We start from the raw sequence: 10,982 nt of genomic DNA on the forward strand, positions 1-10,982 counted from the left end.
TCGAACCTTATGGGTACTCAGCGCAACATGCCGCTGCCGTAACCCTTCAGGTTGGCTTTCTTCATCAGGGATTCGTACTGGTGCGAAACGAGGTGCGATTGTACTTGGGACATGAAGTCCATCACAACCACGACCACGATCAGCAACGAGGTCCCGCCAAGGTAGAACGGAACGTTTGCTGCAACCACAAGAAACTGGGGCAACAGGCACACGGCCGTCATGTAAAGAGCACCGAACAGGGTCAAACGAGTCAGAACGCCATCAATGTAGCGCGCAGACTGCTCACCTGGACGGATGCCCGGAATAAAGGCACCGGACTTCTTCAGGTTTTCCGCTACGTCTTTCGGATTGAACATCAACGCCGTATAGAAGAAGCAGAAGAAAATAATCCCTGCACTAAACAGCAGAATATTCAACGGCTGACCAGGAGCGATCGACTGCGAGATGTCCTGCAACCAGCCCATACCTTCAGACTGACCGAACCAGGCACCCAACGAAGCCGGGAACAGCAAAATGCTGCTCGCGAAAATAGCCGGAATAACACCGGCCATGTTCACCTTCAGCGGCAAGTGGCTGGTCTGCGCAGCAAAGACCTTGCGGCCCTGCTGACGCTTGGCGTAGTGAACAGCGATACGACGCTGACCACGCTCAATGAACACCACGAAACCGATAATCGCTACTGCCAGCAAACCGATGGCAACCAGGGCGAAGATGTTGATATCACCCTGACGCGCAGACTCGAAAGACTGCCCGATTGCTCTCGGAAGACCGGCGACGATACCCGAAAAAATCAACATCGAGATACCGTTGCCAACACCACGCTCAGTAATCTGCTCACCCAGCCACATCATGAACATCGCACCAGCCACAAATGTGGTTACCGCGACGAAATGGAAGCCAAAGTCACCAGTGAACGCAACGCCCTGCCCGGCCAGACCAATGGACATGCCAATAGCCTGGACCAGAGCGAGAGCGACGGTGAGGTAGCGGGTGTACTGGCTGATCTTGCGACGGCCAGCTTCACCTTCCTTCTTCAACTGCTCCAGCTGCGGGCTGACGGCGGTCATCAGTTGCATGATGATCGATGCCGAAATGTACGGCATGATCCCCAGTGCAAAGATGCTCATCCGTTCCAGCGCGCCGCCGGAGAACATGTTGAACAAGCTAAGAATGGTCCCCTCATTCTGTCGAAACAGGTCTGCGAGTCGGTCCGGGTTGATACCTGGAACCGGGATGTGTGCGCCTATTCGGTAGACGATAATCGCCAGGAACAGAAAACGCAGACGAGCCCAGAGTTCAGACATACCGCCTTTGCCGAGCGCAGAGAGAGCACCTTGCTTAGCCATTTATTCCTCGAACTTGCCGCCAGCTGCTTCGATAGCCGCACGCGCACCTTTGGTGGCGCCGATTCCCTTGCCGATAGTGACAGCGCGAGTCACTTCACCGGACAGCATGATTTTCACACGCTGTACGTTGACGTTGATCACGTTGGCATCTTTCAGGGACTGCACAGTAACGATGTCGCCTTCCACTTTGGCCAGCTCGGACAAACGCACTTCTGCGCGATCCATGGCTTTCAGGGAAACGAAACCGAACTTGGGCAGGCGACGATGCAGCGGCTGTTGACCGCCTTCAAAGCCTGGAGCGATGGTGCCACCGGAGCGGGAGGTCTGACCTTTGTGACCACGGCCACCAGTCTTGCCCAAACCACTACCGATACCACGGCCCGGACGATGCTTTTCGCGACGGGAACCCGGCGCTGGACTCAGATCATTGAGTTTCATCGATTAACCCTCGACACGCAGCATGTAGTAAGCCTTGTTGATCATCCCGCGATTCTCGGGAGTATCCTGGACTTCTACAGTGTGACCGATGCGACGCAGACCCAGACCCTTAACGCACAATTTGTGGTTAGGGATGCGGCCGGTCATGCTTTTGATCAGCGTAACTTTAACGGTAGCCATGATTACTTGATCTCCTCAACACGCAGGCCACGCTTGGCAGCGATGGACTCAGGAGACTGCATAGCCTTCAGACCCTTGAAAGTGGCGTGAACCACGTTTACCGGGTTAGTCGAGCCGTAGCACTTGGCCAGAACGTTCTGAACGCCAGCAACTTCGAGGACAGCACGCATAGCGCCGCCAGCGATGATACCGGTACCTTCAGAAGCAGGCTGCATGTACACCTTCGAAGCGCCGTGAGCGGACTTCATTGCGTACTGCAGAGTGGTGCCGTTCAGGTCAACTTGAATCATGTTGCGGCGAGCAGCTTCCATTGCCTTCTGGATCGCAGCAGGCACTTCACGCGACTTGCCACGGCCGAAGCCAACACGCCCTTTACCATCACCAACCACGGTCAACGCGGTGAAAGTGAAGATACGGCCGCCTTTAACGGTTTTGGCTACGCGGTTAACTTGAACCAGCTTCTCGATGTAGCCTTCGTCGCGCTTTTGGTCGTTATTTGACATAACTTAGAACTCCAGCCCAGCTTCACGAGCAGCATCAGCCAGCGCTTTAACGCGGCCGTGATACTTGAAGCCAGAGCGGTCGAAAGCCACTTGCGATACGCCAGCGGCCTTAGCACGCGTAGCGACCAGCTGGCCAACCTTTGTGGCCGCGTCGATGTTGCCAGTGGCACCATCACGCAGTTCTTTATCCAAAGTCGAGGCACTTGCCAGGACTTTGTTGCCGTCGGCCGAGATGACCTGGGCGTAGATGTGCTGCGACGAGCGGAACACGCAGAGACGCACGACTTCGAGTTCGTGCATTTTCAGGCGTGCTTTGCGAGCGCGACGCAGTCGAGTAACTTTTTTGTCGGTCATTTGCTATGCCCTACTTCTTCTTGGCTTCTTTACGACGGACGACTTCGTCCGCGTAGCGCACACCTTTGCCTTTGTACGGCTCTGGTGGACGGAAGTCGCGGATCTCGGCGGCCACTTGACCTACCAGCTGCTTGTCGATGCCCTTGATCAGGATATCGGTCTGGCTAGGAGTCTCAGCGGTGATGCCTTCCGGCAGTTCGTAATCCACTGGGTGCGAGAAGCCAAGAGCCAGGTTCAGAACCTGACCTTTTGCTTGCGCTTTGTAACCAACACCGACCAGCTGGAGCTTGCGCTCGAAGCCTTGGCTTACGCCCTGGACCATGTTGTTTACCAACGCACGCGTGGTACCGGCCATTGCGCGAGTTTGTTGATCGCCATTGCGAGCAGCGAAACGCAGCTCACCAGCTTCTTCAACGATCTCAACGGACGAATGGATGTTCAGTTCAAGAGTACCCTTGGCACCCTTCACCGAAAGCTGTTGGCCTGCGAATTTGACTTCGACACCGGCTGGCAGCTTAACGGGGTTCTTAGCGACGCGAGACATGCTTATCCCCCCTTAGAACACAGTGCAAAGAACTTCGCCGCCGACACCGGCAGCGCGCGCAGCACGATCCGTCATCACACCTTTGTTGGTGGAGACGATAGACACGCCAAGACCGCCACGAACTTTCGGCAGATCTTCAACGGACTTGTACTGACGCAGGCCTGGACGACTAACGCGCTTCACTTCTTCGATAACCGGACGGCCTTCGAAGTACTTCAGCGAGATGGACAGCGACGGCTTGGCGTCGGTGGTGATCTGAAAATCCGCGATGTAACCTTCGTCCTTCAGGACTTTTGCTACAGCAGCCTTCAACGTGGAAGACGGCATGCTTACGACAGACTTTTCAGCCATCTGGGCATTACGGATTCGAGTTAGCATGTCCGCTAACGGGTCCTGCATACTCATGGGCTAGACGCTCCTAATACAAAAAAATTAGCCTTGCGGCTACTACTTGTCGCCGAGAACTTCCGGGCAGAAAAACACGGGCTCAGGCGAGCCGGTCATTCTAGACACACCCCAGAAATGAATCAAGCCCCAAAAGGGGCTTGATTCAGATTCAAGGCCACCGATGGTCAGGTTCTTGCGAACCCGAACATCGAGACTTTGACAACTGTTACCAGCTGGCTTTAACCAGACCTGGTACGTCACCACGCATTGCAGCTTGACGCAGCATGTTACGGCCGAGGCCGAACTTGCGGTACACGCCGTGCGGACGACCAGTCAGGCGGCAACGGTTACGCATGCGCGAAGCGCTTGCGTCACGTGGTTGCTTCTGCAGAGCTACGGTAGCTTCCCAACGCGCTTCTGGACTTGCGTTCAGATCGACGATGATAGCTTTCAGCGCTGCACGCTTGGTGGCGTACTTGGCAACGGTGAGCTGACGCTTCAGCTCACGGTTCTTCATGCTCTTCTTGGCCATTTTCCTACTCCAATCAGTTGCGGAACGGGAATTTGAAAGCACGCAGCAGAGCGCGGCCTTCATCATCGTTCTTGGCAGTGGTGGTCAGGGTAATGTCCAGACCGCGGAGAGCATCGATCTTGTCGTAGTCGATTTCCGGGAAGATGATCTGCTCTTTCACGCCCATGCTGTAGTTGCCACGACCATCGAAGGACTTGGCATTCAGGCCGCGGAAGTCGCGAACCCGAGGCAGGGAGATCGACAGCAGACGATCCAGGAACTCGTACATACGCTCACGGCGCAGGGTCACTTTGACGCCGATCGGCCATCCTTCGCGGACTTTGAAGCCAGCGATGGATTTACGAGCGTAGGTCACAACGACTTTCTGGCCGGTGATCTTTTCCAGGTCAGCAACAGCGTGCTCGATGACTTTTTTGTCGCCGATCGCTTCGCCCAGACCCATGTTCAGGGTGATTTTGGTAACGCGCGGAACTTCCATCACGTTCGAAAGCTTAAGTTCTTCCTTAAGTTTCGGAGCGATTTCCTTCCGGTAAATCTCTTTTAGTCGTGCCATGGTCTTCTACCTAGCAGTGTTCAAGCATCAACCGCTTTTTGGGTCGACTTGAAGACACGAATTTTCTTACCGTCTTCTACTTTGAAACCAACGCGGTCAGCCTTGTTGGTTTCGCCGTTGAAGATGGCGACGTTGGAAGCGTGCAGTGGCGCTTCTTTCTCGACGATACCGCCCTGTACGCCCGACATCGGGTTAGGCTTGGTATGACGCTTGACCAGGTTCAGACCACCAACAACCAGACGGTTGTCAGCAAGAACCTTCAGCACCTTACCGCGCTTACCTTTGTCTTTGCCGGCGATCACGATGATCTCGTCGTCACGACGAATCTTTTGCATGTCGGATCTCCTTACAGCACTTCTGGGGCGAGCGAGACGATCTTCATGAACTTCTCAGTACGAAGTTCACGGGTCACTGGCCCAAAGATACGGGTGCCGATCGGCTCTTGCTTGTTGTTCAGAAGAACAGCAGCGTTGCCATCAAAGCGGATAATGGAGCCATCAGCACGACGTACGCCGTGACGAGTGCGGACTACAACAGCAGTCATCACTTGGCCTTTTTTCACCTTACCGCGAGGAATTGCTTCCTTCACGGTAACTTTGATGATGTCACCGATACCAGCGTAACGACGATGGGAGCCACCCAGCACCTTGATGCACATAACACGGCGAGCGCCGCTGTTATCGGCCACATCGAGCATGGATTGAGTCTGAATCATATAATTTCTCCGACCCCTAGCCCTTAGACTTCCACAGCGCGTTCGAGAACATCAACCAGCGCCCAAGACTTGGTCTTGGCCATCGGACGAGTTTCACGAATAGTGACTTTGTCGCCGATGTGGCACTGATTGGTTTCGTCGTGCGCGTGCAGCTTAGTCGAACGCTTAACGTATTTACCGTAGATCGGGTGCTTAACGCGACGCTCGATCAGAACGGTGATGGTTTTGTCCATCTTGTCGCTGACAACACGGCCAGTCAGCGTACGGACAGTTTTTTCGGCTTCAGCCATGATCACTTACCTGCCTGCTGGTTGAGCACAGTCTTCACGCGAGCGATGTCACGCTTAACTTGCGAGAGCAGATGAGACTGCCCCAACTGGCCAGTTGCTTTCTGCATGCGCAGATTGAACTGGTCGCGCAGCAAGCCGAGCAGTTGCTCGTTCAGCTGCTGTGCGGATTTTTCACGAAGTTCATTCGCTTTCATCACATCACCGTCCGTTTAACAAAGGAGGTGGCGAGCGGCAGCTTTGCAGCAGCCAGGGCGAAAGCCTCACGCGCCAGCTCTTCAGAAACACCCTCGATTTCATACAGGACTTTGCCTGGCTGAATCTGGGCAACCCAGTACTCCACGTTACCCTTACCTTTACCCATACGAACCTCGAGAGGCTTCTTGGAGATCGGCTTGTCCGGGAATACACGGATCCAGATCTTGCCGCCACGTTTTACGTGACGGGTCAGAGCACGACGCGCTGACTCGATCTGACGAGCGGTGAGACGACCACGAGCAACAGACTTCAGCGCGAACTCGCCGAAGCTGACTTTGCTACCGCGCAGTGCCAGACCACGGTTGTGGCCGGTCATCTGCTTGCGGAACTTCGTACGCTTTGGTTGCAACATTTGGCGTACCCCTTACTTAGCAGCTTTTTTACGAGGCGCTGGTGCTTGTGGTTTCAGTTCTTCTTGGCGACCACCAATAACTTCGCCTTTGAAGATCCAAACCTTTACACCGATCACACCGTAAGTGGTGTGAGCTTCGTAGTTGGCATAGTCGATGTCGGCACGCAGGGTGTGCAGTGGCACACGACCTTCGCGATACCATTCAGTACGTGCGATTTCAGCACCGCCGAGACGACCGCTCACTTGGATTTTGATGCCTTTGGCACCAATGCGCATGGCGTTCTGTACAGCGCGCTTCATAGCGCGACGGAACATTACACGACGCTCCAGCTGCTGAGCTACGCTCTGCGCAACCAGCATACCGTCGAGCTCCGGCTTGCGGATCTCTTCGATATTGATGTGCACAGGCACACCCATTTGCTTGGTCAGGTCCTGACGCAGTTTCTCAACATCTTCACCTTTCTTCCCGATAACGATACCAGGACGAGCGGTGTGGATGGTGATGCGTGCAGTTTGGGCCGGACGATGGATATCGATACGGCTTACGGACGCGCTTTTTAGTTTGTCTTGGAGATACTCACGCACTTTCAGATCTGCGAACAAGTAGTCCGCATAAGTCCGACCGTCTGCGTACCAGACGGAGGTGTGCTCCTTGACGATTCCCAGGCGAATGCCAATGGGATGTACTTTCTGACCCATCTCTTCGACTCCGTTACTTGTCAGCAACCTTGACAGTGATATGGCAAGACCGCTTGACGATGCGATCAGCACGGCCTTTGGCACGTGGCATGATGCGCTTCAGCGAACGCCCTTCGTTGACGAAAACGGTGCTGACCTTCAGGTCATCAACGTCTGCGCCTTCGTTATGCTCGGCGTTGGCTACGGCCGACTCCAGCACTTTCTTCATGATCTCGGCGGCTTTCTTACTGCTGAAAGCCAACAGGTTGAGCGCTTCGCCCACCTTCTTCCCGCGGATCTGGTCGGCGACCAAGCGGGCTTTCTGGGCGGAGATTCGAGCGCCCGACAACTTAGCGGCTACTTCCATTTCCTTACCCCTTAACGCTTGGCTTTCTTGTCAGCCACGTGCCCGCGATAGTTGCGGGTACCGGCGAACTCGCCCAGTTTGTGGCCGACCATGTCTTCGTTAACGAGAACTGGGACGTGCTGACGACCGTTGTGTACTGCGATGGTCAGACCGACCATTTGTGGCAGGATCATCGAACGACGCGACCAGGTTTTAATTGGTTTGCGATCGTTCTTTTCCGCCGCCACTTCGATCTTCTTCAGTAGGTGAAGATCAATAAAAGGACCTTTTTTCAGAGAACGTGGCACTGTCGTATCCCTCTATTTACTTGCGACGACGGACGATCATTTTGTCGGTACGCTTATTACCACGAGTCTTCGCGCCCTTAGTCGGGAAGCCCCATGGCGATACCGGATGACGACCACCAGAGGTACGACCTTCACCACCACCATGTGGGTGGTCAACCGGGTTCATGGCAACACCACGAACGGTTGGGCGAACGCCACGCCAGCGTTTGGCACCAGCTTTACCCAGCGAACGCAGGCTGTGCTCGGAGTTCGAGACTTCACCCAGGGTCGCACGGCATTCAGCCAGGACTTTACGCATTTCACCGGAACGCAGACGCAGGGTCACGTAGACACCTTCACGAGCGATCAGCTGAGCCGAAGCACCAGCGGAACGAGCGATCTGTGCACCTTTTCCTGGCTTCAATTCGATGCCGTGTACGGTAGAACCGACTGGAATGTTGCGCAGTTGCAGAGCATTGCCTGGCTTGATTGGAGCCAGAGCGCCTGCGATCAGCTGGTCGCCAGCACTCACGCCTTTAGGGGCGATGATGTAGCGGCGCTCGCCGTCTGCGTAGCAAAGCAGTGCGATGTGAGCAGTACGGTTTGGATCGTATTCGATGCGCTCGACAGTGGCGGAGATGCCATCTTTGTCGTTGCGACGGAAATCGACCATACGGTAATGCTGCTTATGACCACCACCGATGTGACGAGTGGTAATACGGCCATTGTTGTTACGACCACCAGACTTCGATTTTTTCTCGAGCAGCGGTGCGTGAGGAGCGCCTTTATGCAGCTCCTGGTTGACCACCTTGACCACAAAACGGCGGCCAGGGGAAGTCGGTTTGCATTTAACGATTGCCATGATGCACCCCTTCCTTACTCAGCACTGCTGCTGAAATCGAGATCTTGGCCTGGCTGAAGGGAGATAACTGCCTTCTTCCAGTCATTACGCTTGCCCAGACCGCGAGCAGTGCGCTTGCTCTTACCCAGAACATTCAGGGTAGTGACGCGCTCTACTTTCACGCTGAACAGGCTTTCGACGGCCTTCTTGATTTCCAGCTTGGTTGCGTCAGTAGCAACCTTGAAAACGAACTGGCCTTTCTTGTCTGCCAGAACCGTAGCCTTCTCGGAAACGTGCGGGCCAAGCAGAACTTTAAATACGCGTTCCTGGTTCATCCCAGCAGCTCCTCGAATTTCTTCACGGCCGACACGGTGATCAACACCTTGTCGTATGCGATCAGACTAACTGGATCGGAACCTTGCACGTCACGTACATCTACGTGCGGCAGGTTGCGAGCAGCCAGGTACAGGTTCTGATCAACAGCGTCCGACACGATCAGAACGTCGGTCAAGCTCATGTTGTTCAGTTTGCCCAGCAGATCTTTGGTTTTCGGAGTTTCAACAGCGAAATCCTGAACCACGACCAGACGATCAGTACGCACCAGCTCAGCAAGGATGGAACGCATTGCTGCGCGATACATCTTCTTGTTCAGCTTCTGGGAGTGATCCTGTGGACGAGCTGCGAAAGTGGTACCGCCGCCACGCCAGATTGGGCTACGGATAGTACCGGCACGAGCACGGCCAGTACCTTTCTGACGCCATGGGCGCTTGCCGCCACCACGAACGTCGGAACGGGTCTTCTGCTGCTTGCTACCTTGACGGCCGCCGGCCATGTAGGCCACGACTGCTTGGTGAACCAGCGTCTCGTTGAATTCGCCGCCAAATGTCAGTTCGGAAACTTCGATCGCTTGAGCGTCATTTACATTTAATTGCATGTCAGCTTCCCCTTAACCGCGAGCCTTGGCTGCTGGACGTACAACCAGGTTGCCGCCAGTAGCGCCAGGAACAGCACCCTTGACCAACAACAGATTGCGTTCAGCGTCCACGCGCACTACTTCCAGGGACTGCACGGTCACGCGCTCAGCGCCCATATGACCGGACATTTTTTTGCCCTTGAATACACGACCAGGAGTCTGGCACTGGCCGATAGAGCCTGGGACGCGGTGGGATACGGAGTTACCGTGGGTGTTATCTTGCCCGCGGAAATTCCAACGCTTGATCGTACCCTGGAAGCCTTTACCCTTGGACTGACCGGTTACATCAACCAGTTGACCAGCGGCGAAGATTTCAGCGTTGATCAGATCGCCAGCCTGGTACTCGCCTTCTTCAAGGCGGAATTCCATGGTGGTGCGACCAGCGGCAACGTTCGCTTTAGCGAAGTGGCCAGCCTGAGCTGCTGTTACACGCGAAGCGCGACGCTCGCCGACAGTGACTTGCACTGCACGATAGCCATCGGTCTCTTCAGTTTTGAACTGGGTGACGCGATTCGGCTCGATCTCAATGACCGTGACCGGAATGGAGACACCTTCTTCGGTGAAAATACGGGTCATACCGCATTTACGACCGACTACACCAATAGTCATGTTGTAAACCTCATGAGTGTACGGGGCTTTCACCCGCTATGGCCGCCCATTTCAGAGCGTTACACGACCAAGACCGAGTCTTAGCCGAGGCTGATCTGCACTTCCACACCGGCCGCAAGATCAAGCTTCATCAGCGCGTCAACGGTTTTATCCGTTGGCTGGACGATGTCCAGAACACGCTTATGAGTGCGGATCTCGTACTGGTCACGCGCGTCTTTGTTGACGTGCGGGGAAACCAGAACGGTGAACCGCTCTTTACGGGTAGGCAGTGGAATTGGACCACGCACTTGAGCACCAGTACGTTTCGCGGTTTCCACGATTTCCTGGGTTGATTGGTCGATCAGGCGATGGTCAAAAGCCTTCAACCTGATACGGATTTGCTGATTTTGCATTGGATTTCAGACTCCGGCTGCTATTCCCACCGGGCGCAATACGCCCGTTAAAAGGAGGCGCAATTCTATAGACGCCCCCGATAGGTGTCAACCCAATAAAAAAGCCCCCGCTGAGCGGGGGCTTTTCAATCCATCAAGCTGACTTTAAAAGTCTTACTCGATGATTTTGGCTACGACGCCAGCGCCGACGGTACGACCGCCTTCACGGATAGCGAAACGCAGACCGTCTTCCATCGCGATGGTTTTGATCAAGGTAACAGTCATCTGAATGTTGTCACCCGGCATTACCATTTCAACGCCTTCTGGCAGCTCGCAGTTACCAGTCACGTCAGTAGTACGGAAGTAGAACTGTGGACGGTAGCCTTTGAAGAACGGAGTGTGACGACCGCCTTCTTCCTTGCTCAGAA

Annotated in this window: 23 protein-coding genes; all 23 read right to left on the minus strand. The window is 54.8% G+C overall.

What is annotated here, in order from left to right:
* Nucleotides 1–17: 17 nt before the first annotated feature.
* Complete coding sequence (gene secY / locus ND528_RS24290; protein WP_016772945.1) at nt 18–1,346, minus strand: preprotein translocase subunit SecY; 1,329 nt, start codon at nt 1,344–1,346, stop codon at nt 18–20.
* On the minus strand, nt 1,347–1,784 hold the full coding sequence (gene rplO, locus ND528_RS24295) for a 50S ribosomal protein L15 (protein WP_003228720.1): 438 nt from the start codon (nt 1,782–1,784) through the stop codon (nt 1,347–1,349).
* A gap of 3 nt (nt 1,785–1,787) precedes the next feature.
* Nucleotides 1,788–1,964 (minus strand): 50S ribosomal protein L30, encoded by a 177-nt coding sequence (rpmD, locus tag ND528_RS24300; RefSeq protein ID WP_003176408.1) that lies wholly within the window; start codon nt 1,962–1,964, stop codon nt 1,788–1,790.
* A 2-nt stretch (nt 1,965–1,966) separates the two neighbouring features.
* A complete protein-coding gene (rpsE, locus tag ND528_RS24305) occupies nt 1,967–2,467 on the minus strand; it encodes a 30S ribosomal protein S5 (RefSeq protein WP_007955637.1) in 501 nt (166 codons plus the stop codon).
* A gap of 3 nt (nt 2,468–2,470) precedes the next feature.
* Entirely contained in the window at nt 2,471–2,821 is a 351-nt protein-coding gene (gene rplR, locus ND528_RS24310) for a 50S ribosomal protein L18 (RefSeq protein WP_003186037.1), read from the minus strand.
* Nucleotides 2,822–2,831: 10 nt separating this feature from the next.
* Nucleotides 2,832–3,365: a 50S ribosomal protein L6 gene (gene rplF / locus ND528_RS24315; RefSeq protein ID WP_003228722.1), complete on the minus strand. Its 534-nt coding sequence runs from the start codon at nt 3,363–3,365 to the stop codon at nt 2,832–2,834.
* A 12-nt stretch (nt 3,366–3,377) separates the two neighbouring features.
* Nucleotides 3,378–3,770 carry a 30S ribosomal protein S8 gene (gene rpsH / locus ND528_RS24320; protein ID WP_016772944.1) on the minus strand — a complete coding sequence of 131 codons (393 nt, stop codon included), beginning with the start codon at nt 3,768–3,770 and terminating at the stop codon, nt 3,378–3,380.
* Nucleotides 3,771–3,978: 208 nt separating this feature from the next.
* Nucleotides 3,979–4,284, minus strand: coding sequence for a 30S ribosomal protein S14 (rpsN, locus tag ND528_RS24325; RefSeq protein ID WP_003186042.1), 306 nt, complete (start codon nt 4,282–4,284; stop codon nt 3,979–3,981).
* Nucleotides 4,285–4,297: 13 nt separating this feature from the next.
* A complete protein-coding gene (gene rplE, locus ND528_RS24330) occupies nt 4,298–4,837 on the minus strand; it encodes a 50S ribosomal protein L5 (RefSeq protein ID WP_003210069.1) in 540 nt (179 codons plus the stop codon).
* Between the two features lie 20 nt (nt 4,838–4,857).
* On the minus strand, nt 4,858–5,172 hold the full coding sequence (gene rplX, locus ND528_RS24335) for a 50S ribosomal protein L24 (RefSeq protein WP_003186046.1): 315 nt from the start codon (nt 5,170–5,172) through the stop codon (nt 4,858–4,860).
* Nucleotides 5,173–5,183: 11 nt separating this feature from the next.
* Complete coding sequence (gene rplN, locus ND528_RS24340; RefSeq protein ID WP_002555479.1) at nt 5,184–5,552, minus strand: 50S ribosomal protein L14; 369 nt, start codon at nt 5,550–5,552, stop codon at nt 5,184–5,186.
* A gap of 23 nt (nt 5,553–5,575) precedes the next feature.
* Nucleotides 5,576–5,842: a 30S ribosomal protein S17 gene (gene rpsQ / locus ND528_RS24345; RefSeq protein WP_003194644.1), complete on the minus strand. Its 267-nt coding sequence runs from the start codon at nt 5,840–5,842 to the stop codon at nt 5,576–5,578.
* A gap of 2 nt (nt 5,843–5,844) precedes the next feature.
* Nucleotides 5,845–6,036, minus strand: coding sequence for a 50S ribosomal protein L29 (gene rpmC / locus ND528_RS24350; protein ID WP_002555481.1), 192 nt, complete (start codon nt 6,034–6,036; stop codon nt 5,845–5,847).
* Nucleotides 6,036–6,449, minus strand: a complete 414-nt coding sequence (gene rplP / locus ND528_RS24355; protein WP_003228729.1) for a 50S ribosomal protein L16 — start codon at nt 6,447–6,449, stop codon at nt 6,036–6,038. The genes rpmC and rplP overlap by 1 nt, the downstream gene beginning before the upstream one ends.
* A gap of 12 nt (nt 6,450–6,461) precedes the next feature.
* Nucleotides 6,462–7,148, minus strand: a complete 687-nt coding sequence (gene rpsC, locus ND528_RS24360; protein ID WP_003176422.1) for a 30S ribosomal protein S3 — start codon at nt 7,146–7,148, stop codon at nt 6,462–6,464.
* Nucleotides 7,149–7,161: 13 nt separating this feature from the next.
* Entirely contained in the window at nt 7,162–7,494 is a 333-nt protein-coding gene (rplV, locus tag ND528_RS24365; protein ID WP_003103908.1) for a 50S ribosomal protein L22, read from the minus strand.
* An 11-nt stretch (nt 7,495–7,505) separates the two neighbouring features.
* Nucleotides 7,506–7,781, minus strand: coding sequence for a 30S ribosomal protein S19 (gene rpsS, locus ND528_RS24370; protein ID WP_011336172.1), 276 nt, complete (start codon nt 7,779–7,781; stop codon nt 7,506–7,508).
* Nucleotides 7,782–7,797: 16 nt separating this feature from the next.
* Nucleotides 7,798–8,622 carry a 50S ribosomal protein L2 gene (gene rplB / locus ND528_RS24375; protein ID WP_130912287.1) on the minus strand — a complete coding sequence of 275 codons (825 nt, stop codon included), beginning with the start codon at nt 8,620–8,622 and terminating at the stop codon, nt 7,798–7,800.
* A 14-nt stretch (nt 8,623–8,636) separates the two neighbouring features.
* Nucleotides 8,637–8,936, minus strand: a complete 300-nt coding sequence (gene rplW / locus ND528_RS24380; RefSeq protein WP_002555488.1) for a 50S ribosomal protein L23 — start codon at nt 8,934–8,936, stop codon at nt 8,637–8,639.
* Nucleotides 8,933–9,535 carry a 50S ribosomal protein L4 gene (gene rplD / locus ND528_RS24385; RefSeq protein ID WP_003228735.1) on the minus strand — a complete coding sequence of 201 codons (603 nt, stop codon included), beginning with the start codon at nt 9,533–9,535 and terminating at the stop codon, nt 8,933–8,935. The genes rplW and rplD overlap by 4 nt, the downstream gene beginning before the upstream one ends.
* 12 nt (nt 9,536–9,547) lie before the next feature.
* Entirely contained in the window at nt 9,548–10,183 is a 636-nt protein-coding gene (gene rplC / locus ND528_RS24390; RefSeq protein WP_003228738.1) for a 50S ribosomal protein L3, read from the minus strand.
* Between the two features lie 80 nt (nt 10,184–10,263).
* Entirely contained in the window at nt 10,264–10,575 is a 312-nt protein-coding gene (rpsJ, locus tag ND528_RS24395) for a 30S ribosomal protein S10 (protein WP_003186070.1), read from the minus strand.
* Nucleotides 10,576–10,728: 153 nt separating this feature from the next.
* A partial coding sequence (locus ND528_RS24400; RefSeq protein ID WP_456239202.1) for an EF-Tu C-terminal domain-related protein occupies nt 10,729–10,982 on the minus strand: 254 nt, incomplete at its 5' end.

This window comes from Pseudomonas mercuritolerans (assembly GCF_025706525.1).
GTDB lineage: Bacteria > Pseudomonadota > Gammaproteobacteria > Pseudomonadales > Pseudomonadaceae > Aquipseudomonas > Aquipseudomonas mercuritolerans.